Raw genomic sequence first — 24034 nt, forward strand, 5'->3', positions numbered from 1 at the left:
TCCCACAACAACCAGGAGTTTCCATGACCGTCTTCCCTTCCCTGCGTCCGTCAGTCGATCTCGCTCGCCGCCTTGGCCTGGGCGTCGCGCTGGCCACGACCCTCGGTGCCGCCGCCATCGACAGCGCCCATGCGACCGACCGGGCGGACACCGCCTCCGCGGGCGAGCCCCTCAAGATCGGCATCTCGGCAGAACCTTACCCGCCTTTTACCTACACCTCCTCAGACGGTGACTGGACCGGTTTCGAGATAGAACTGGCCGCAGCGATCTGCGAACAGATGGCTCGGGAATGCGAGATCACCCCGACCGGCTGGAGCGGCATCATTCCCTCGCTCAAGTCAGGCCGTATCGACATGATCATGAACTCCATGTCGATCACCGAAAAACGTCTGCAGGTCATCGATTTCAGCGCCCCCTACTACTACACCCCTGGCGCCTATGTCGCCGCCCGCTCGCTGGAGCTGGATCCCCCCGAGGGCCTCGATGGTCTGGTCCTGGGCGTACAGAGCGCCACCACCAACGCCACCTATGCTCGTCGGGCGCTAAGGGACACCGGCGTCGACATCCGCCTGTACGACCAGGCAGAACAGGTGAACCGAGATCTACTGTCAGGTCGCCTGGACGTCATTCTGGCCGACGAGATCGCCATGGTGGAACTGACCGAGCGTGATGAAGCTGGTGACTTCGAGATCAAGGCAACGGCGCCTCACCATGCGGCCTACGGCGAAGGCGTCGGCATCGGGCTGCGCCAGCAGGACGATGCCCTGACCGAGGCCGTCAACGCCGCCATTGAGCAGGTCAATCAGGACGGTACCTGCACCGAGCTGTCCGAGAAGTACTTCGGCACCGACGTCTGCGTCAGCTGACGTCAATGGCCCGGGCGGTCCCTGCTGCGACGCAGGGACCGCTGCAAGGCTGTAAAACTGGCCACGCCAAGGAGTCTTTTCATGTCTATCGCCTCCCAGGAGGGCCTCGTCGATTGGGCGGGTCCGATCCTTGAAGGAGCCCTCACCACCCTGGAGATTGCGCTGCTGGCCTATGCCATAGGCGTCCTGCTCGGCCTTGTCGGCGCCGCCTGCCGGCTCTCCCGGCAAGCCTGGCTGCGCGGCATTGGCGCAGGCTATTCCACCGGCGTCAGGGCAGTGCCGGAGCTGTTGCTGATCATTCTGCTGTATTACGCCGGCTCCCAGGCATTGACCGCCGCGGCTCATGCGCTGGGACTCTCCGGCCAGGTCGCCATCAACGGCTTCGTGACCGCCGTGGGCGTGCTGGCCTTCGTTCAAGGCGCTTACATGACCGAGGTCTTTCGCGGTGCCATCAGCGCCATACCCCGCGGTCAGCTTGAGGCCGCCGATGCCTTTGGCTTCTCCCCCTGGGCACGCTTTCGCCGAGTCACCCTGCCGGCCATGCTACCCAATGCCCTGCCCGGCATGTCCAACCTATGGCTGATTCTGATCAAGGACACCGCGCTGATCAGCGTGATCGGCTATAGCGAGCTGTTCTTCACCGTTCAACAGGCAGCCGCCAGCACCCGAGCTCACTTCCTGTTCTATGCCGCGGCAGGGGCGCTTTACCTGGCCATGACGCTGACGTCCAACTGGCTTTTTGCCGTCGTTGAGCGACGCGCACGGCGCGGCCTCCCCCAGCTTCAGGAGCATTGACATGGATTTCAGCTGGCTGAGCGATCCCTTCTATCAGGAATATCTGGTGGAAGGGCTGATCAACACGCTATGGCTACTTCTGGTATCGGCTGTGGCAGGCCTGATCCTGGCGGTGGCGATGGCCATGGCGCGTATCAAGGGTCCGCGCCCCCTTGCCTGGCTGGCCACCGGCGTCACGGCGGTGATTCGCGGCACGCCACTGCTGGTACAACTGTTCTTCTTCTATTACGGCGTGGGTCGCCTGCTGGAAGGCATCCCCGGCATCCAGGACAGCATCTTCTGGGGCCTGTTGCGCGACCCCTTCTTCTACGCCACCTTGACCTTTACCCTGTCGGTGGGTGCCTACAGCGGTGAAATCCTGCGTGGCGCGCTGCTCAACGTGCCGCCGGGAGAGCGGGAGGCGGGACGTGCCTATGGTTTCCATCCATGGCAGGTATTCGTCCACCTGTGGCTGCCCAGAGCCGTGCAGCTGTGCCTACCCACCCTGACCGGCGAGATGATTCTTCTGCTGAAATCGATACCGCTGGTCTCGACCATCGCCATGATGGACCTGCTGCAGGCTGCCAATATCATCCGTGACGAAACGTTCTTGACCTACGAGCCGCTACTGCTCATCGCGGCCATCTACCTGCTGCTGACCCTTATTCTGACCCTGGTATTGCAGCAGCTGGAACGTCATTTCCCCGGCGTGCAGCCACAGCGTCGACGCTTTCGCTGGTGGGCACAGGCAAGACACGGGTAAGACTCAAGCGGGGCTCAGACAGCGGCTCGGACAATGGCTAAGGGCAGCCTGAGCACGACAACTGGGCCCCTGCATGTTCACTACGGGAGACAGCGCTCCGGCAACGTTGCCCATATGCCATATCACCGGGCCCGCTTCCGCCGGCGCTTCTACTAACAGTCACCCCAGATCACTCACCCCGCCATGGGGGTGAAATAAAGCGTGGTAGCCAGCGTGGCATCAAACGCAAAAATACGGCTGCCGCTGGCGGCTACATCATAAACGGTAGGCTGGGCGTACACCGGTTTGACGGATTTATCCAGCGCGTCAGTTTTATTGTGCAAAACTCATACTGTTTTTAGACTCAGCTCGGGCGACTGTTCTTTGCGGTTGGCTCCCTCTGCTGCATGTATATTTACTCTCCTTCATTTACTCTCCTTCGACTCACGTTTCAGCCAAGGTGCTGTGGCCGAGACGCTGTCCTTGCGAACCATCATGAGCCCCTTCAAGGTATCCTGAGCCTCTCAAAGTGTGCAGAACTCAGCGCAGCAGCCTACCTATTTCACAGTGCCACCTCTCCCTCATTTGCGCTACATGGCAGACACAGCAACGGCACTACTATAGCGCTCATTCACCCGATAACTTTCGCGGCATATGCATGTTGTGGCAAAGGACTATCGAATCACGCTATGTTTACTGCCAAAAGCGGCATAATAAATCCGCACTGCACCATAATGGTCATCTTTAGTGTGCAAGATGACCAGCCAAGACGGCAGGAGACCGTATGAAGGGATCTCGTACACGACGTATCGCGCTGGAGCCACGCCTGCTGTTCGACGGCGCCATGGCCGCCAGCGCCGATCACGCTGACAGCGACCAGCAGCAGGACACTGGCGACAAGGACAAGGTCGCCGTCACTCCTGCGAGCCAAAGCGATGGTGAGGGGGCACGCAGCACGAGTGCGCGACATCTGGTGGTGTTGGATGCCCGTCTTAGCGATCAGCAGCGCCAGGCGATTCGCGACGGCCTTGCCGATGACGCCGAATGGATAGTGGTAGACAGCGATGAGAACGGCGTGGCCGCCATCACCTCCGCCCTGGCCGGTATGGATCAGGTGCAGAGCATCGAGATCTTCAGTCACGGTAGCGATGGCCAGTTCCAGCTTGGCAATACCCTGATCAGCAGCCAGACCCTGTCGGACTTCAACCAACAGCTTGGCCAATGGCGCGATGCTCTCAGCGCCGACGCTGACCTGCTGCTGTACGGCTGTCGGGTCGCGGCCAGCGACCATGGCGTCGCCTTTCTCGAGAATCTGTCCGAGGCCACCGGCATGGACGTCGGCGCCTCCAGCGACAATACCGGCAGTACGCTGGAGGGAGGCGACTGGGTCCTCGAGCGTCAGCTGGGCGAACTAGACGACGACCGTGGGGTGGCGGTCGCGGCCCTCGCAAGCCTGGATGGCCTGCTGGCGGATGCGCAGCCGGTGGCCGACCTGCCGGCCTCCAGCGCTCAGGTGCCCCTCGGCGAAACCTTCGAGTTCAGCGTCAACGTATCCAACGCCTCCAGTGCCCAGGAAGGCTATGCGCCCTTCGTTCAGCTGGTGGTGCCAGCCACCGGCAAGGACGGCGCTGGCGCCGCGGTGGATGACGGCATCACCATCACCTCAGCGAGCTACCTGGGAGGCCAGCTGGATCTGTTGAGCGTCACCTTCGACGCCAACGGCCAGGCAGAGCATCCTCTGGCCCGCGGCAGTGACGGCCAGCCGCTGGTCATCAATGCGGCAGACTTCGGTGCTCGCGCCGGCGATACCCTTATCGTCGTCGCCCTTCCCTTCGCCAGCCTGACCGCCGAGCAGCCCGATATCGAGGTGACCTTTACCGGCCGCTTGAGCGCCCTGGCCGACACCGCCCAGACCAATGGTAGTCCGGATCTGGTGATCCAGGCCCTGGCTGGCTTCGAGCTCGGCAATGATGCCCAATCGAACCCCGAGCAGGATCCCACCCTGCTTGGCAGCGCGGTCGCCTTTACCATCACCCCCACGGTGATCGCGGTGGAGCAGACCCTCAACATGAGCGAGGGCGATACCACCACCGGTGAAAACTATCCTCACAGCCTGGTCACCACAGTGCGGCCGGCCGGCGCCGGTATTACCGCTCAGACCCTGACCGACGTGGTCATCACCCAGCCGATCCCGACCAATGTGCAAGTCACCGCCATCGACCCCGGCGCTGGCACCCTGACCTCGATCACCCTGGCGAGTGGACTGACGCTGGTGCGTCCTGACCTGATCCAGCGGGCCATCGATGGCGATGCCTTCATCACCTCCTACACCGTGACCCACGACAGTCTCACCGAGGCCCAATCCAGTCGGGTGGACTTCTTCGTGCCGGAGTACGATGCCGACGGTAACGCCATCCTGGATCCGACCAACGGCAATGAAGAGACCATCACCTTCGGCGCCCCCAGCGGCGCCGGTGTCTGGCTTCCCCTGGATAGCCGAGACAGGAACCCCAACGATCCTGACGGCAAGGTCAGCTTTGCGGGTACCGGCGATGAGATCAGCTTTGTCGCCAAGTCGCTGACCGTAGAGAAGAGTGCGTCAGTGGTGGTGGATACCGGGTCCAGCGGTCTGACCCCCGGCGATACCCTGGAATACCAGCTGGAGGTGGCGCTGTCGGACTACTTCGCCTTCGGCAAGGACACCCAGCTGGAAGGTCAGTTTATCGTGACCGACTCACTCGGTGACGGACAGACGCTGACCGGTGTTCCGACCCTGACGCTATATAGCGGCACCAATGCCACCACCATCGAGCTGGACGTCACCTCCACCACCAACACCGACGGCACCACCACCCTGGTCTTCGATATCGCCGAGTCGATCCGGAAGGCCCTTGGCGACCAGGCCTGGCTGGCGGGCGACGCGGCCTTCGACAATGTGATCGATGCCGGTGCCACCCGTGCGCTGATCAGCTATCGCGCGGTCGTCGATGACGTCTACTCAGACGACAACGTGACCGACCATCCAGATATCAACGAAGGGGACAGCATCGGCAATTCGGCGCAGGTGAATGCCACCCTGCTCTACGATGCCAATAACCTGACAAAGGAAACTGAAACCGACACTTCCAGCACCAACCTGACCGTTCCGATCAGCGACGTGGATATCGCCATTGAAGGAGGCGTGACCGAGTTGGCCCCCGGCGATGAGGTCACCTTCACCCTCAGCTATGACCTGGTCACCGGCGACCACGAGGGATTTCAGCTTATCGCCTACCTGCCGCTGCCGCTGCTGGATACCGGCGTGGTCGGCACCGACTGGAACGGCCTCAACCCTCCGGGTTCCTGGTCTATGCACCCGGACAACACCTGGACGGGCAGTATCGCCAGTGTCGAAAGTGGCCCTGGTAACTCGATCGTCTTCACCTTCGACGATCTCAGCGCCACCCAGGCCAGCACCATCGCCGTCAGCTTTACCATGACGGTAGGCAACCAGCCCTTCGCCGATGGCCGCTCGCTGGATGTGCTGGCCGAATCGCGCCAGACCACCACAATCGACAAGACCGAACTGATCTCCCAGGACGTGGTCAAGGTGCAGTCGGTGGCCGAGCCGGTCGTCTCCATCACCCACGGAGTGGTGTCCTCGACCAACGGCAGCGTCAGCGGGACCAGCGGTAGCTGGAATGCCCCGGGCACCTCGGGGGCGCCGTTCACCGGCAGCATCACTGATCCCGCGGCGGTGGACGGCGACGTCACCGACATCGACGCCGGTGACACCCTGCGCCTGGCCACCCTGCTGGAAAACACCGGCGGCGGCGGCGCCTTCGATGTGGCGACCTCGATCGAGCTCCCCGCCGACCTGGCATTCGTGGGCGGCAGCCTGGCCTCCGCCAATCTGATTCTGACCCTGGGCGATGGCACGGTGCTCACCGAAGGCACGGACTACAGCGTCAGTGGCACCACCATAACCTTGCTGGACGCCGGAGGACAGGCAACGCTCCAGGCGGGGCGCGATGGTAGCGCCAGCGACGACGCCGGCCGCAACATCATCGTCATCACCTACGATGTGATCGTGGCCTCGGCGGTGGCCGCCAGCCGTACCCTCGGCACCACCGCCACCCTGAACTACTACGCCAGCACCAACGGCGGTCCCGACTTTACCGCCACCGATCTGAGTGACGACGCTACCCAGCAGGTGGCGGCACCGACCATCACTACCACCTTTGCCGACGGCGGCAGCGCCACCGCCGACGATTCCAGCGAGTCCCACACCGGCGGCGCCAACCTGGTGGTTGGCGAGTCCATGCTCTATGACATCGTCGTCACCTTGCCGGAGGGCGGCACCCAGAACCTGCGCATCTCGGACCTGATCCCGCCGGGCATGGCGCTGGACACCAGCTTCAATGGCAACACCGGCTACGAGTTGATCACCCTGGCAAGCGGCAGCGGGAACCTGAGCGACGATTTTGCTGGCAGCGTCAGCGTCGGCGGCGTCACCGGCCCGAGCGGTATGCTGGTCGATGACGAAGGCGTCAACGCCGTCTTCTCCTTCACCGCCGCCAGTGCCACCGGCGACAATGACGCCGGCAACAATACCTTTGTGCTGCGCGTGCGGCTGATCGCTACCAATACCCTCAACAACCAGGACAACAGCGAGAACAGCAACCCCAACTTCACCCACGAGCACAAGGCCAGCTTGAGCTATCAGGACGCCGACGGCGACGAGGTCAACGGCAGCACCGCCGTGGAGCGCGATGTCAGCCAGTCAGGCGCAGGTCCCATCACCACCCTGGTGGAGCCCGCCGTCACCGTCGAGCAGACGCTGACGATACCGGCCGACCCAGGCCTCGGTATCGATGCCGGCGACGCCATCGAGTACACCGTGGTGCTGACCAACGTTTCCAATTTCGGCGCCTTCGACCTCGACCTGTCGGTCGCCCTACCGACGGAGCTGGACAGCCCGAGCCTAGCCTCGGTCAGCTTCAGCGACGCTACGGGCCCAAGCCTCGCCGACTTCGAGATCATCGGCACCAGTCTGCGCCTGAAGGCCGGCAGTGACGTCGACCTGCGCTCGTCACAGACCATCACCCTGGTCATTCAGGGCACCGCCAGCGCGACCGCCGTCAACCTGGCCAACCTGACCTCGGTAGCGCGGGTCGACTGGACCAGTCTGAATGACGAGACCACCACCAGCGCCGGGGAAGAGCGCGACGGCAGTGACGGCGCCATCTTCACCGGTGTGATCAACGATTACCGTAACGTCGATACCCTGGAAATCCCCATTGCCCAGACGCTGCAGGTGTCGAGGGTTGGCGGCATGGAGGGCACGGAGGCCGCAGATCCCACCAACGCCGAGTTCGAAGATGTCGCAGTAGGTGAGATCATCCGCTATCGGGTCGTGGCGCTGCTGCCAGAAGGTTCCATCACCAACTATCAGCTCGTTATTGAGGTCGATGAGGGACTGACCATTCTTCCCGAAACCGCCAACAACATCCTGATGGCGGTCCTCTCCAACAATGGCAGCATTACCAGTACCGATCCCACCACCGGCGACCCCATCGACCTGAGTCCTTATGCGATCAGCGGCAACGGACAATCTTCCGAGGCAGGCCTGATCAACCCGGACTTGTCCAACGGACTGAACACTGAGCTAGCCAGCGGCCTCTATGCCATCACCAATGGTGGACGCACCCTGACGATCAGCCTAGGGAACCTGCTCATCAATGATGGCAACGATAGCGACCGGGAGGGCATCTCGCTGGAGTTTAATGTCCGCGTCGACAACGTCAGTGCCAACCAGACAGGCACAGCACTCGGTCTCACCGTTATCGAGAACCGCGACGACGCAGCCTTCGGCTCCCAGACCTTGACCCAGGTGATCGCCGAGCCTTCCTTTACCGACATGGCCAAGACCGTGGAGGCGTTCAATCCCAGCATTGGCGGCGGTGATGGCTCGGCGACCGTCCAGGTCAGCTTCGAACAGGACGGCGGCATGCCGGCCTACGACGTGGTGCTGACCGACGCCTTTCCTTCGGGCAGCAACTACGTCATCGACCGCATCGTCATCGACGGCCAGACCTATTCCCTGTCCGACCTGCCGGATGGCGTCACCGCCACCGCCTCGGGGTCAGGCATCAGCGTGACCTTTGCCCAGCTCGATCCCGGCACCGAGGTCAGCGTCGTCTATCGTGTCGAGGTACCCAATAACACGGTGGTCGTCGATGCCCAGGCACAGCTGATCTGGTCGAGCCTACCGGACTCCGCCGAGGCGGACGGCGGCGCCTTTACCGACTTCGGCGGCAGCGATATTGGCGCAGACGGTACCGCTCAAGGCGAACGTACCGGCGATGACGGCAACGGCGGTCTCAATGACTATCTGCTGACGGCCAGCGCCAGCCTAGGCGTGATCAGCGGCACCCTGTGGGATGACACCCTGTCGCCTACCAGCAGTGCCAGCCCGGATGGTGCAGGCCTTGACGGTGTCACCGTCACCCTAACCTGGGATGGCAACAACGACGGCGACTTCGACGACGTCGATGACCTCACCTTTACCACCCTGACAGACGTAAACGGCAACTACTCCTTCGGGGTGCTGCCCTCGGGCAACTATCGCATCTCGGCCAGCGAGAGCCTCACCGACGCCAGCGCCGGCAAGCTGAAGGCACGTATCGACTCCGACGGCACCTTAGGTGACGGCAGCCTGTCATCGATCACCGGCGACGTCGACGGCGCTGACACCTTCGATGCCGATATCGGCTATGTCGAACTCAACGACGCCCCGGTGCACACCTTGCCGGCCTCGCCGGTCAGTGGCAATGAAGACACCGAGTTCGCGATCCCCGGCATCAGCGTCAGCGACCCGGACGCCCTCCCCTCCAGCATCCTGACCACCGAGCTGAGTGTGCCCGCTGGCACTCTGACCCTGGACCAGGGCGGCGGGAACGCCACTATCACCACCAATATCAGCGGCAGTGGCAGCACCACGATCACCATCGAGGGCACCCTGGCTGATATCAACGCCGCTCTCGCCAAACTCAGTTACAAAGGCGCCGAGAACTTCAACGGCGATGTGACGCTGACCATCACCACGAACGACAACGGCAACTTCGGCGACCACCCGGACAATGGCAACGGCAACCCCAATGAACCCGACGACGCCCTGGAGACCACCGACACCCTGACCATCGAGGTGATCGCGGTCAACGACGTGCCCGAGGCCATCGCCGACAGCGCACTCGCGGTGGAGGCCGGTGGACGCTTCAATACCAATGGGGTAAATCCCAACGGCTTTGTGGTCGCCAACGATGACGACGCGGACCTCAACGATGCCGATCCCGACGTGTTGACGGTAGTTCAGGCAGGCGTCAGTGGCGGTGCCCTGCAAGCGGTCAGCGACGATCCGACCCAGCCCACCCGCATTCAGGGGCGCTACGGCACCCTGGTGATCGGGGCCGATGGATCGGCAGAGTACCTGCTGGACAACGACAACCCCGCCGTCGAGGCACTGAGGCAGAGCGGTGATCCGCTGCCCGACCCCGAGATCTTCGTCTACAAAATCAGCGATCGCGCGGGCGCCATCTCCGATGCCGCGACCATCACCATCACCATTGAAGGCGCCAATGACGCTCCCGTGGGTGTCGATGATAACGCCGTGGCCATCGAAAAAGGCGGCGTCGCCAATGCCACCGGCGGGCAGGATGGCACTGGCGATGTGCTCGACAACGATACCGACGTGGACGCCTTCGGTGAGACGAAAGTCGTCACCGGTATCCGTGAAGGCGACGATATCCTGGGCTCCTTCGAGGACGTCAGCAGCGCGACCGACATCGAGGGTGAGTATGGGATCCTGACCATCAACCCCGACGGCAGCTACACCTACGTCATCGATGATACTGTCCCGGCTGTCGAGGCGCTGGCGAGCGGCGACACCCTGTCGGAGACCTTCACCTACCGGGTCACCGATGCCGAGGGCCTGGATGGCGCCGCGGTGCTGACCATCACCATTCGCGGCGCTCAGGACGCCCCCATCGCCACCGACAACAGCACCAGCGCTCAGGCCCCATCCACCGACGGGTCGACCGCGGCGGTGGACGGCCGCGGCAACCTGATCACTGACAACGACGGCGACGGCATCGACAGCGACGTGGACACGGTCGACCAGGGCGCCCTGCGCGTGGCCGGGATTCGTGCGGGCAGCGAGAGCGCTGGCGGTAGCCTCAGCGTCGTCGGCAGCGCCGGTGCCAGCGTGAACGGCATGTACGGTCGCTTGATCGTTACCGCTGATGGCGGCTATCGCTACGTGGTCGACGGCGGCAACGCCGCTGTCCAGGCTCTGGCCGTGGGCGACACCCTGAATGAGACCTTCACCTATCAGGTTCGTGACAGTGCGGGCAATACCGACCTGGCAGAGCTGGTAGTCACCGTGGTGGGTGCCAACGACCCGCCCACCCTGGTCGCCGACAAGGCCGTTGCGGTAGAAGCCGGCGGCACCGCCAATGGCACCCTGGGCACCGACCCCAGCGGCAACGTACTGACCAACGACAGTGATGTCGACGGCCAGGCCATCACGGTCGATCAGGTGCGCTTCGCTACCACAACGGTGTCTGCCGGGCAGGCGCTGGCGGGTCGCTTCGGTACGCTGACGCTCAATAGCGACGGCAGTTACAGCTACGTCGTCGACAACAGCAACCCGCAGGTGGAGGCCCTCAGGACCGCCAACGATACCCTCACCGACGTGTTCATCTACCGTGCGGTCGATCCGCTCGGCGCGACCACCTCGGCCCGCTTGACCATCACCATCGAGGGCCGCGACGACGCCCCGGTGGCGTCGAATAACATCGCCCTGGCGGTGGCCCGCAACGAAGACGGCAGCGCGCGCAACCCCAGCGGCAATGTGCTGACCAATGACAGCGATATCGATGCCGGCGACCGGCTGGCGGTCAGCGGCGGCCGCCCTGGTAGCGAGGCCTCCGGCGGCAGCCTGGCGACCTTGAGCGGGGGCAGCGTGGTACTGGTGGGCCAATACGGCACCCTGACCCTGAACCGGGATGGCAGCTACCTGTACGAGGTGGACCAGAACAACGCCGAGATCCTCGGTCTCGGCCCGCTGGAGTTCCGTCGCGATATCTTCACCTATCAGGCCCGCGACCTGGCTGGCCTGACCGACCTGGCAGAGCTGACCGTCTTCGTGCGCGGCCAGAATCAGGCACCGGACCCGGTCAACGACAACGGCCTGGCGGTGGAAGCCGGCGGTCGCGACAACGCCACGGCCGGTCAGGATGCGGTGGGCAACGTGCTGACCAACGATATCGACGTGGACGGTGATATCAATCTGGGCATCGACCTGCTGGGCCCCAACCTTAGCGTCACCGGTGTGGCAACGGGCGACGGCACCGCGGGCAGCCTGGGTAACGCCCTCAAGGGACGTTACGGCAGTCTGATCATGAATGCCGACGGCAGCTATCGCTATGCGGTCGACGACGATGATCCACGGGTCCAGGCCCTGCGTGTCAGCGGCCAGACCTTGAGCGAAAGCTTCACCTACGCCCTGACGGATCGCTGGGGAGGCGCCAGCAGTGCCACCTTGACCATCACAATCGACGGTCGCAATGACGACCCAACCGCCCGCGATGACGCCGGTCAGGCCATCGATACCGGAGGTGGGGCTGGCCGACCTGATGCCGTCGGCAATGTGCTGCCCAACGACAGCGACCCTGACGCCACGGCGAACGGCGAAACCCAGCGTGTCGCCTCGGTCTCCCAGCAAGGCGTATCGGCCCAGGCCGGCGAGCCGCTGCAGGGTCGCTACGGCACCCTGATCATCGAGGCCGATGGCAGCTATCGCTACTTCATTGATCGCACCAACCCCGAGGTGCTGCGGGCCAGCGGCCTTGGCCCGGTGCTTGAAGAGGCGTTTGTCTACACCCTGGTGGACCGCGCCGGAGCCACCGACACCGCGACCCTGACGCTGACCCTGGACATTGCGGCCCCCTACATCCCGATCAAGAGCGGCGATATCGGGCCCCATTTTCAACATCGCGAAGGCCTCACCCCCAGCACCCAGGGGCTCGGTGACCTCGATCCGGTGGTCTTTGTCACCCCAGAGGTCGAGCGCAACAATCGCGAGGTCACCGACTACCTACGGCTGTCCCATGGTGGCCAGCCGCTGCTGGTGCGCCCCTTCGAGACGCGTATTGCATCCTTGGCAGAAGGCCTGGGCCAGGTTCAAGGCCAGTACGTGTCCTATGGCGTGGCGCTCAGTCGGGCCTTCGCCGAGCTCGACCAGATCAAGCTGCTGGGCCGACACGGCCGTACCGACCTCACCGCCGATGGACTGCTGGCCGATCCCTCGCTGTATGCCCCCACGCGAGAGCAGCTACTGGGCAATGCCGACGCTTCCTCTGCCACGGCCGCCCCCTCTACCACGGCCGCACCCTCTACCACGGCCACTTCCTCTGCCACCGGGGAAGCACAGCAAGCGCCCACCCCCGAACAACAGCGCTTCGACGGTCGCCCGCCGTTGCCCGAGGGAGCACAATGGCTGGCCGACACTCCCCTGGATAGCGACGCCACCGACAAGCGGCAGGACGCCGCACCGGCGACCGCCAGTGGCTTCCGCCAGCAGCTGCTGGCCATGGCGGACACCACTGCGCCACTGCGCGGAGACCCGTAACAATGACAGTGTCACGACAAGGAAACGGCATGTACCGACTCACCCTCCCGGCGCTGGCGGTCACCGCCGGCCTGGGTCTCAGCGCCTGTGCAAACCTGGAGCCACAGCCCTACGACGCCGATCAGATCCGCCAGCGGGCGATCAGCGATCAGGCTCAGATGTATCGCTTGCAGGAGCCGCTGAACCAGCCGGTCACCTTCTATGAAGCCGCCGCCCGCGCGCTGAAGTACAACCTGGACTATCGCCTCAAGCTGATGGAGAGTGCGCTGGCGTCGAACCTGCGGGACGTATCGCGCCACGAGCTGCTGCCGCAGATCGTTGCCGAAGCCGGGTACAGCGACCGCAGCAACGATTCAGGGGGCACCTCCATCGGTATCGAGGATGGCGAAGAAAGCTTGCGCCCCTCGACCTCCGAGGAGCGCTACCGCTCTACCGCGGGTCTCGGCTTGTCCTGGAGCCTGTTGGACTTCGGCCTGGCCTATTACGAGAACCAGCAGAAGGCCGATCAGATGCTGATGGCCGAGGAGCGTCGCCGCAAGGTCGCCCAGAATGTGCTGCGCGACGTGCGCAACGCCTACTGGCGAGCGCTGGCCGCCCAGCGCCTGATTCCCCAGTTGAACGTCCTGCTGGCGCGCACCGAGGTAGCCCTGGACGCCGCCCGCGAAGCCCAGCGGCAGGGACTGCTGCCCCGCCAGGAGGTGCTGGCCTACCAGCGAGCGCTGCTCGATTCCACCACCCTGCTGACTGCACGCCGCCAGGACCTGGAGCTGGCCAAGACCGAGCTGGCGGCGCTGATGTCGCTGCCTCCCGGCACTCGCCTGATCCTGGCCGACGAGCCAGAGATGCCGCTGCCTCCCGAGGTCACCGACATCGAGCGTCTCGAACAACTGGCGCTGCAGCACCGTCCTGAGATCATGGAAGAGTGGTATCGCAAGCGGGTCAACCAGAACGATCTGGAGGCGGCCAAGCTGCGCCTGTGGCCCAATATCACCGTCAGTGCTGGGGTGCAGTACGATTCCAACGACTACCTGTACAACAACGACTGGACCGAGACCGGCGTCAACGTCTCGCTGAATCTGTTGAAGCTGTTGTCCTACCCCGATCTGGACAATGCCCAGCAAACCCAGGGCGGTGTCGATGATCTCAGGCGTACCGCGCTGTCCATGGCCGTGCTGACCCAGGTTCGCGTTGGCGCCCTGCGCTACCACCTGGCCCGCGAAGAACTCCAGTACAGCGATGAAAGCCTTGAGGTAGACGAGGATCTGCTGGCCTACGCCAAGGCAGCCGCCAGCTCATCCATCGGCTCCGAACTGGAGGTTATCCGCGCCGAGAGCCGCTACCTGCTGTCCCAGTACCAGCGTGAAGCCGCCTATTCCCGTGCCCAGGCGGCCTGGGGACGGTTGTTCAATTCGGTAGGACTGGACGTGATGCCCGAGACCATCGCCCAGCATGACATTCAGACCCTGGCGCGAGAGATCGAGAACACCATGACCACCCATGAGCGCCAGGGCATCATTGCGCCCCATCCAGGACAACCCGCGGCGACCACCCCGGGGCCGACCCTCGAGCCGCGTCCGGCACCCGCTGTCGACGGTCAGGGAGGTGCCAACGATGCGGTATAGACGACATCCCTCGCGGCTGTCAGCGCTCATCACCACGGCCATGTTGGCGGGTACCACCATCAGCGGCGCCTGGGCCCAGTCCAGTGACAATCAGGGCGCCATACGCGCCCTGCTCGCGCCCCACACCGATGCCACCCTGTCCAGCCAGATGGAAGGTACCCTGTCTGAGCTGCCGGTTAGCCTGGGCGTCCAGGTCGCTGAGGGCGATACCCTGGCCCGCTTTGACTGTCGGATTGAGCAGGCCAGAGTTAACGTGGCCAATACCGAGCTGGGCGTGGCCCGGCTCAACAGCCAGGCCAAGGACCGCCTGCGGCGACTGGACGCGGTGGGTGATCTCGAGGTGGCGCTGGCCCGCGCCGAGGTCGAAAAGGCCCAAAGCACCCTCAACCTGGCCGCCGCACAGCGCGATCGCTGCACCTTGACCGCGCCGTTCAGCGGTCGCATCGCGGCGGTGCATGTGAAGCCGTTTCAGACCATGTCGGCAGGCACACCGATTCTGGACCTGGTCGCCGACGGGCCACTCAAGGTACGCCTTAACGCTCCGTCCTCGAGCCTGGCCTCGCTCAGCGTCGGCCAGCCGTTGACCCTCAACATCAGCGAGACCGGCAAGCGCTACGCCGCTACTCTCAGCGCCATCAATGCCCGGATCGATGCTGTTGCCCAGACCGTCGAGCTGGAAGCCGAGCTTGACCAGGCCCACCCGGAACTGGTGGCGGGCATGACCGGGCGAGCCCTGCTGGACGCCCCCGACGCGAGCATTCCCGACCAGAGCACTCTCGACCAGAGCACCCTCGACCAGAGCCCCCTCGACCAGAGCCCCCTAGATCAAAGCACCCAGGAAAGCACTACTCCCGAGCCACAGGACAACCCATGAGTGCCAGCGAGACGCCTCGACCTGCGTCGCTTCCGGCATTGGTCCTGGCCCTGCGCGACCGCGCCATGACCGCCGCGACGCGCACGGAGTTAGCCTTTTCCATCGCCAACGACAGCTACCCCCTGCTGCGCTTTCGCCAGGCGCTGGTGGTGGAGCGGCGCAGCGCCAGCAAGGTACAAGTCCATTGCGTATCGGGGCTGGCCACACCCAAGGAGCGCACGCCTTTTCTCAACTGGGTCGAGACACTGGGCGGGTGGCTCGACCAGCATTATTCGCCCAGTGAGGCCAGGCTGCTGCTGCGCGAGCAGCTGGACCTTCCTCCATCGCTGGCAGAGGGCTGGGCCCAGTGGTGGCCTGAGGTGCTGTGGCTGGTGCCATTGAGCCCCGCCGACCCTGCCACCTCGCGAGGACCTGCAGGTCGCGCCTGGGCGCTGTTTCTGCTCGAGCAGGCCCCGCCTGAACCGCTGCGGCCACAGCTGGCCGGGCTCGCTTACAGCTGGCGCTACTGCTGGCAAGCATTGGCGCCGCGCCGACGGGCGCTGCGCCTGCCAAGGCAGCGTCTGTGGTGGCTGGTGCTGGTCGCGGTGGTGGCCATCCTGCTGCTGCCAGTACGTCTGTCCGCGCTGGCACCGGCCGAGATCATCTCCCTCGACAGTACCGCCATTACCAGTCCGCTGGATGGGGTGGTCGCTGACATGCTGGTGGAGCCCAACCAGGCCGTCGAGGCTGGCACGCCACTGCTGCGCCTGGACCGCAGCGAGCTGGAGAGTCGCGCAGAAGTGCTCAGGCGCCAGCTTGACGTCGCCAGGGCCGAGCTCGACGCCGCCGGCAACCTGGCCTTCGATGATCGGAGCCGACTGGCTGACATGACCCGTTTACGCGGGCAACAGGCTCAGCGCCAGGCCGAGCTGACAGCCATCGAGGCCCGCCTCGAACGCACCCTTGTCGTTGCCCCCGCAGCGGGGGTCGCCGTCTACTCTGACCGCGACGATTGGGAGGGACGCCCGGTCACCACCGGCGAGCGCATCTTGCGTCTGGCAGACCCCGCTCAGCCGGCGGTAGAGATCCAGCTGGCGGCGGCCGATGCCATCGCGCTGGCACCGGGTGCCGAGGTCACCGTATTCCTGAGTGCCCAGCCGCTGACACCGCTCAAGGCGACGCTGACACGGACCAGCTACGCCACCCAGCCGGACGCCGACGGCATTGATGCCTACCGACTGCTGGCGCGACTCGACGACGCCGACGCCACACCGGCGCGCCTGGGCTTGCACGGCACGGCCAAGGTCTATGGTGAACGCGTCAGCCTGGGTTACTACCTGCTGCGGCGGCCGCTGGCCACCCTGCGGGCCTGGACCGGGTGGTAATCATGCACCCATCGCCGCCCTTCAGCGGAGCCGCCCCAGCCGGAACGCCATCGGCCGCTGCGGTGACGCTAGACACCGCCGCGCCGGGCCTGTCGGCTGCAGATCCTCGCGAGCACCAGCCGGTGCCACCCCTGCGCGACGATCTGCAGCTGCACGACGCTGGTCGAGACGCCCAGGGCGAGCCACAGTGGTCGATCCAGGACCCCGTCACCAATCGCTTCTATCGCATCGGTTGGCTGGAGTTCGAATGCCTGACTCGCTGGGGCCACAGCCCTCGTCGACTGTGCGATGAGATTGACGCCGCCACCGCGCTCTCGCCCGAGGTAGGCGATATCCTGGCGCTGGTCGATTTCCTGGATCACCATCGTTTGCTGCGGGCGACGGCGGAGGTCAGCCAACGCCTCGCCCAGCAGGCGCAACGCGGCGCCGCCTGGCAAAGCCTGTCCTGGTGGTTGCATCATTACCTGTTCTTTCGCCTGCCGCTGGTGCGCCCACAGCATTTCCTGGAGGCCATGGTAAGACGGCTGCCGTGGCTGTTCACCCGAGCCATGGTCGGCGCCGTGCTTATCCTGAGCCTGATCGGGCTGATCCTGGTGATCAAGCGCTGGGACCTGTTCACCCACGCGGTGATGGACGCCTTTTCCTTCTCCGGTATCGTCAGCTTCGCCCTGGCCCTGGTGGTGGCCAAGGCCTGTCACGAGCTCGGCCACGCCCTGGTCGCGACCCGCTTGGGGGTCAGGGTGGCGCATATGGGGGTCGCCTTCATTGTGCTTTGGCCGATGCTCTATACCGATACCGGCGAGAGCTGGAAGCTCAGGCGCAGTCGCTCGCGTCTGGCGATCTCATCGGCGGGCATGCTGGTGGAACTGGGCCTGGCCGGTGTTGCCACCCTCGGCTGGGTGCTGACCGAGCCCGGCCCACTCAACAGCGCGCTGCTGTATCTGGCGACCACCAGCTGGGTGCTGTCACTGGCGATCAATGCCAGCCCGTTCATGCGCTTCGACGGATATTTCGTGCTGTCCGACCTGCTCGACTTTCCCAACTTGCACGAGCGCGCCGGAGGCCAGGCCAGGACCTGGCTACGACGCCGGCTGCTGGGTCTGTCCGAAGACTGGCCTGAGCCGTTCATGCCCCACCAGCGCCGCGCCCTGATCCTGTTCGCCTTCGCCACCTGGATCTATCGTCTGCTGCTCTTCCTGGGGATTGCGCTGGCGGTCTATCATCTGTTCTTCAAGGCTCTGGGCATTGCCCTTTTCGCCGTGGAAATTGCCTGGTTTATCCTGATGCCCGTGTCTCGCGAACTCTCTCACTGGTGGGCGTCTCGCCGCGCCGTCCCTCGCCGCCATCGCCTCGGCTGGCTGTTGGCGCTGGCGCTGGCCGTCGTGCTGATTTGCCTGCCCTGGCAGACTCGCGTCAGCGGTCCCGGACTGCTTCACGCCGAGCACGAACTGACCGTGTATTCCCCCTTTCCCGCTCGCCTGGAGCGCCTTATGACGGAAGGTGCTGTCAGCCAGGGCACTGCCCTGGCCAGCCTGGTGGAGCCGGATATCCAGCACCAGCTACGCTCCAGTGAACAGGCCATGGCCTGGCTGGATGCCGAACTGGCCGGACTGCTCGCCGCCGACGACGGGCTCGACCGCGACGCCGCAACCCTGGCCCAGCGCCGCGTCAACGAGAGTCATCAGGCAGCCGCCAGCCAGGAGCTGTCTCGCCTCACCCTGCGGGCACCGTTCAGCGGCGTGTGGCAACGCCACGACCTCGAACAGGCGCCGGGACAGTGGGTCGCCCCCCAGCAGCCGCTGGGCCTGCTGCTGGATCCTTCCCACTGGCTCGTCGATGCCTACCTGCCCCAGGATGATGCCCACCGGCTGACTACTGGCGCCAAGGTGCGGATCTTTGCCGAAGGACAGCTCACGCCACTCGAGGGAGAGCTGGTCAGTGTCGGGGCAACCCGCGCCACGGAACTCGCCCATCCGTCTCTGGCGGCCCGCCATGGGGGACCGCTGAGCACTCAACCCGCCACTGACCAGACCCAGGACACCCTGCGCCTGGCCGATGGTCGGGTGGCGGTAAAGGTGCGCCTACTATCTCCCTGGCCCGAGGCCAGGCGCAGCCGGGCTCAGGTCCACGTCGACGCCGAACGAGAGAGCCTGGCCGGCCAGTTCTTCACCTGGCTTGCGGCGGTGGCGATTCGCGAGAGCGGATTCTAGGCACGGAGAAGCCCCTCCGCCCTTCGTCGACATTGTCACTATGTTGTACATTCGCTAGGATCAGCAGCACATTTGCCAGGAGTCACCCTGTGGCCGTCACATCCCGCACCACCCCCAAGCGCCCCAGCGTGGCAGACTACCTGGCCGAAGCGATTTTCTCGGGCCATTATCGACCCGGAGATTTCGTGCCCAAGGAAGTCGATCTGGCCGAGCAGTTCGCCTTGAACCGCTCGGCGGTTCGCAGCGATATTCGTCAGCTGGTCGACGTCGGCATCATCGAGCGCATCTCAGGTCACGGTTCCAAGGTGCGTAGCGTCGAGGAGTGGAACATCCTTGATCCGCTGGTCACCGACTGGATGACCCGCTACGCCTCGCCAAGCCCCGAGATCCAGCGCGAGATCCTGAGCTTCCGCCTGGACGTGGAGCCCTATGTGGCGATGACCGCGGCCAAGCGCGCCACTGCCCGGGATCTGGTCGCGATCGAGGAGGCCTTCGAGGGCATGGAACGGGCCATGAATGCCGCGGAAGGTGATGCCAAACGGCTGCACAGCGACCATGACATCGCCTTCCACGTGGCCATCTTCAAGGCCACCCGCAATATCGTATGGTCCCAGCTGTCGCACATCCTGCGGCCATCGATCTACCTGCTGATCGAATCCTCCAACGAGAGTGCCAGCGACCCCGAGGCCAGCCTGGAGCGCCACCGCGAATTGATGGAAGCGATTCGTGCACGCAAGCCCCACGCCGCCTTCCGTGCCGCCCAGGCAGTGCTGGCCGGCACCGCTGACGCCCTTGGCATCCAGCCGGGCGACAGCGTACTGGGCAGCGATCAGGAACCTCCCCCGCTAGACTGAGCACATGCCCCGGCCCTGGCCAGGCCTCTCCATGCTAAGCTGGCAAGCGGTCGCGGCACGCTGCCAAACCCGGTAGCACCGCTTCGTCAAAAGGATCTTTGACATGGCCTCGGTCTACGATTTGAAGCCCCGCTTTCAGGGGCTCCTGCGCCCGCTGGTACGCCGCCTGCAGGGTCGCGGCGTCAGCGCCAACCAGGTGACGTTAGCTGCCCTCCTACTATCGCTGCTGGTGGCGGGCGTGGTCGCCCTGACGGCGGCGGAGCCTGACGCCTCGCGGGGCTGGTTCCTGCTGATCGCGCTATGGCTGCCGCTGCGCATGGCCTTCAACGCGGTGGACGGCATGCTGGCCCGGGAACACCACCAGCAGACGCGCCTGGGAGCCTACCTCAACGAGCTCTGCGATCTTGTCTCCGACGCCGCCCTGTTCGTCCCCTTCGCCCTTCTCCCCAACGCCCATCCGCTGCCGGTGCTGGTGGCCCTGGTGATGGCCCTGATCGTGGAATACGCCGGTGTCATGGGGCCGCTGGTGGGCGCCAGCCGCCGCTACGATGGCCCCATGGGCAAGAGTGATCGGGCGCTGGTCATCGGCCTGCTTGCCCTGGCCATCGCCCTGGGGCTCACCTCCTCCTGGGTCGTGGCTACGGTGTTCTGGCTGATGAGCGCGCTGATGCTGGTATCGCTCAGCCACCGGGTGCGCCGCGGAATCGTCGAGGCAAACGCCGGCGAAGCTGATAAGCGTCAGGCAGATGACGGTCAGGGCGATGCTCGTAAAGGCGATGACCGTCAAGGTCATGCCCAATGAGCCGCCCCGCACAGTCCCACGCCTTTGTCGCCCATGATGGCCAGCGCATCGCCTACCGCCATTGGCCAGCGACCGGCGACGTGCCCAAGGGCGCGGTGCTGCTGTTTCACAGGGGCCACGAGCACGGCGGGCGTATGGCACACCTGGTCGAGGAGCTCGATCTGCCGGATCTGGCGTTCTTTGCCTGGGACGCCCGCGGTCACGGCCTGTCCGATGGCGAGCGGGGCGACGCCCCCGACTTTGCTACCTACGCACGAGATGTGCAGAGCCTGGTCGAGCATATCGAGGACCAGCACGGCACCTCGGTGGCCGATCTGCTGGTGGTCGCCCAGAGCGTGGGCGCGGTGGTCGCCACCTGCTGGCTGCACGACTACGCTCCCCCGGTGCGCGGCGCGATCCTCGCAGCCCCCGCCTTCCGGGTGAAGCTGTATGTGCCCCTGGCGCTTCCCGCGCTGCGCCTGGCGACCCGCTTTCGCGACAGGGTCTTCGTCAAGAGCTATGTTCGCTCAAGCCTGCTCACCCACGATCTGGACCGTCGCCGAGGCTACGACAGTGATCCCCTGATCAGCCGTCAGATTTCGGCACGCATCCTGATCGGGCTGCGCGACACCTCCGATCGCCTGGTCGCCGATGCCGCCACCATCGACACCCCGATCCAGCTGCTGCTGTCGGGTCGCGATGTGGTGGTCGAGCGCAAGGTTCAACAACGCTTCTTCGCCCGCCTGCCCCATCCGGACAAGGAATGTCACCGCTTAGAGGGGTTCTTCCACGATACCCTGGGTGAGCGGGATCGCCACTTGGCCCTGGCGCCGATGCAGCGCTTCATTCGCCGCCAGTTCAGCCGCCCGTCACAGGCCCTGAGCCGGCTGGACGCCGACCTCGGCGGCAACGGCTGCGCCGAGGCGGAGGCCCTCGCTCGACCGCTGCCCAAGAGCGGGATCAAGCAGCGCTACTGGCAGCTGCTGCGCAAGGCGCTGCAGCAAGGCGCAAGGCTATCGAACAGCCTCAAGGTCGGCGTCGACCACGGCTTCGACTCAGGCTCGATGCTCGACCAGGTCTATCGCAACCGCCCGGATAGCCCGAGCCGACTGGGCCGGCTGATCGACCGGGTGTACCTGAACGCCATCGGCTGGCGCGGCATCCGGCAGCGTCGTGTCCATCTGGAGGCGCTGATCGAGCAGGCCGTCCGGGAGCTGCGCCACAACGGCCAGCAGGTCCACCTGGTGGATATCGCTGCAGGTCACGGGCGCTATATCCTGTCGGCCCTGGCGGCACTGGCAAACGCGTCCGAGGCGCCAGATAGCGTCCTGCTGCGGGACTACAGCGCCACCAATGTCGCGGCCGGCCAGGCGCTGATCAAGGAAATGATCCCATCTCAGCCCCTGGCCCAACGGGTCCGCTTCGAGGCTGGCGACGCCTTCGACCGCGCCAGTCTGGCCAGCCTGACGCCCGCCCCGACCCTGGCGGTGGTGTCGGGGCTGTACGAGCTGTACCCGGATAACGCCAGGGTGCGAGCCTCCCTCAGCGGTCTGGCCGAGGCCATGGCGCCGGGGGCGCTGCTGGTGGTGACCAACCAGCCCTGGCACCCGCAGCTATCCTTCATTGCCAGGGCGCTATCCTCCCACCGGGAAGGCGAGCCTTGGGTCATGCGCTGTCGTAGCCAGGTCGAAATGCGCCAACTGCTGGCCGCCTGCGGCTTTGCCATCGTCACCCAGCGCATCGATCCCTGGGGCATCTTCTCGGTCATCCTGGCGCGCCGGATATCGCCATGAGCGCCTCCCACTGCCGACTGGCGCACCGCGGCTGGGGTCTGCGTGTCAGGGCCGGCCTGTGGCTGTTGCTGCTGGGTGTCGTGTTCTTCTCGAGCTACGCCCTCACCAGCCACTTCAGTGCTCTGCGCGCGCCATTGCCCAGCATCATGTTCGACTGGGAACGGGGAATCCCGCTCTTGCCCTGGACCATCGTGCCCTACTGGTCCATCGATCTGATGTATGCCGCGGGCGTGCTGCTGTTGCCTCAGGATCGCCGCCAGCTCAGCTCTCTGGTGCGACGCCTGCTGACGGTGCAGGCCCTGTGCGTGCTGGGCTTTCTGGCCTGCCCGCTGACCTTCAGTCTCCAGCGGCCACCCCTGGAGGGGGTCTTTGGCACCCTGTTCGATGTGCTGATGAGCTTTGATCAGCCCTACAACCAGGCGCCGTCGCTGCATATAGCCCTGCTGGTCGTGCTCTGGCACGCCTACGCCCAGCGCCTGGGGAGCACCGCCTGGCGCTGGCTGCTGCACGGCTGGTGCGTGCTGATCGGCCTGTCGGTGCTGACCACCTGGCAGCACCACTTCATCGATGTGCCCACGGGGGCACTCGTCGGCGCCATCAGCCTGTGGCTATGGCCATCCCGCGGCGCTGGCCCCCTGCAACGGGCAAGGCTCAGCTATGACCGGACCCGTCGACGCCTGGCGGCACGCTACGCCATCGGCGCAGGCGTGATCGCTGCACTGGCGGTCCTGCTCGGCACAAGTTCGCTGGGAACGGGCACGCAGGGAGCGACTACGCTGGGCGGTTGGTCATGGTGGCTAGGGTGGCCGGCGCTGTCGCTCTCGCTGGTGGCCCTCAACTACCTGTGGCTGGGCGTGGCAGGCTTTCAGAAAGACAATGATGGCCGGCTGTCGCTGGCGGCACGCCTGTTACTGGCGCCTTATCTGGTCGGCGCCTGGATTAACTCACGGCTGTGGACCCGGCGGCGGCCCCATCCCGACGAGGTCTGCGATGGGGTCTCTATTGGCCGTCTACCGCTGCGGCAGATGCCCGCTGCCGACATGGCGCTGGTCGATCTGTGCGCTGAACTCTCGGCGCCCACACAGCGACGGGCCTACACCCCTGTGCCAGTGCTTGACCTGGCCGTGGCCTCGGCTACCGAGCTGCGCCAGGCAGCCGAGGCCATCGAACAGCATCGCCGCCACGGGCCGGTGCTGGTGTGCTGCGCCCTGGGGGTATCGCGCAGCGCCAGCGCCGTGGCCGCCTGGTTGCTCCTCAGCGGTCGGGCAGCCAGCGTCGATGACGCTATCTCGATCGTCAGGGGGGCTCGTCCCATCTGCGTGCTGCGAGCCCCCCACCGGCAAGCGCTGAAGGCGCTGGTCGAACGGGCCGACGAGACGACATACGAGACGCCATACGAGACGCCATACGAGACGCCATGGCCGTTAAACGAAAACGAAGATAAAGCCGGCACTGCCCTACGCGAGCCGAGCACCAGGCGGTGAG

At 65.0% G+C, this 24034-nt stretch carries 12 protein-coding genes; all 12 read left to right on the forward strand.

Annotated elements, in window-relative coordinates:
- Positions 1 to 23 precede the first annotated feature (23 nt).
- The 12 genes from JF545_RS04050 (at position 24) to JF545_RS04105 (ending at position 24033) form a co-directional block, all read left to right on the forward strand.
- Entirely contained in the window at positions 24 to 866 is an 843-nt protein-coding gene (locus JF545_RS04050) for a transporter substrate-binding domain-containing protein (RefSeq protein WP_206939428.1), read from the forward strand.
- Positions 867 to 947: 81 nt separating this feature from the next.
- Entirely contained in the window at positions 948 to 1661 is a 714-nt protein-coding gene (locus JF545_RS04055; RefSeq protein ID WP_206939431.1) for an ABC transporter permease, read from the forward strand.
- Position 1662: 1 nt separating this feature from the next.
- Positions 1663 to 2403, forward strand: a complete 741-nt coding sequence (locus JF545_RS04060; RefSeq protein WP_206939433.1) for an ABC transporter permease — start codon at positions 1663 to 1665, stop codon at positions 2401 to 2403.
- A 763-nt stretch (positions 2404 to 3166) separates the two neighbouring features.
- Complete coding sequence (locus tag JF545_RS04065) at positions 3167 to 13051, forward strand: VCBS domain-containing protein (protein WP_206939435.1); 9885 nt, start codon at positions 3167 to 3169, stop codon at positions 13049 to 13051.
- A 29-nt stretch (positions 13052 to 13080) separates the two neighbouring features.
- Positions 13081 to 14673, forward strand: coding sequence for a TolC family protein (locus JF545_RS04070; RefSeq protein ID WP_206939437.1), 1593 nt, complete (start codon positions 13081 to 13083; stop codon positions 14671 to 14673).
- The gene (locus JF545_RS04075; protein WP_206939439.1) at positions 14663 to 15547 is read left to right on the forward strand and encodes an efflux RND transporter periplasmic adaptor subunit; all 885 of its coding nucleotides are present in this window, start codon (positions 14663 to 14665) and stop codon (positions 15545 to 15547) included. The genes JF545_RS04070 and JF545_RS04075 overlap by 11 nt, the downstream gene beginning before the upstream one ends.
- Entirely contained in the window at positions 15544 to 16911 is a 1368-nt protein-coding gene (locus JF545_RS04080; protein ID WP_206939441.1) for an HlyD family efflux transporter periplasmic adaptor subunit, read from the forward strand. Before JF545_RS04075 ends, JF545_RS04080 begins: the two co-directional genes overlap by 4 nt.
- Positions 16912 to 16913: 2 nt before the next feature.
- Positions 16914 to 19121, forward strand: coding sequence for an HlyD family efflux transporter periplasmic adaptor subunit (locus tag JF545_RS04085; protein ID WP_206939443.1), 2208 nt, complete (start codon positions 16914 to 16916; stop codon positions 19119 to 19121).
- Between the two features lie 89 nt (positions 19122 to 19210).
- Entirely contained in the window at positions 19211 to 19975 is a 765-nt protein-coding gene (locus JF545_RS04090; protein ID WP_206939445.1) for an FCD domain-containing protein, read from the forward strand.
- 103 nt (positions 19976 to 20078) lie between these two features.
- Positions 20079 to 20777, forward strand: a complete 699-nt coding sequence (locus JF545_RS04095) for a CDP-alcohol phosphatidyltransferase family protein (RefSeq protein WP_206939447.1) — start codon at positions 20079 to 20081, stop codon at positions 20775 to 20777.
- A complete protein-coding gene (locus JF545_RS04100) occupies positions 20774 to 22549 on the forward strand; it encodes a bifunctional alpha/beta hydrolase/class I SAM-dependent methyltransferase (RefSeq protein WP_206939448.1) in 1776 nt (591 codons plus the stop codon). Before JF545_RS04095 ends, JF545_RS04100 begins: the two co-directional genes overlap by 4 nt.
- Entirely contained in the window at positions 22546 to 24033 is a 1488-nt protein-coding gene (locus JF545_RS04105; RefSeq protein WP_206939458.1) for a phosphatase PAP2/dual specificity phosphatase family protein, read from the forward strand. Before JF545_RS04100 ends, JF545_RS04105 begins: the two co-directional genes overlap by 4 nt.
- Position 24034: the final 1 nt, after the last annotated feature.

The organism is Halomonas litopenaei (genome assembly GCF_017303055.1).
In the GTDB taxonomy this organism is placed as follows: domain Bacteria; phylum Pseudomonadota; class Gammaproteobacteria; order Pseudomonadales; family Halomonadaceae; genus Halomonas; species Halomonas litopenaei_A.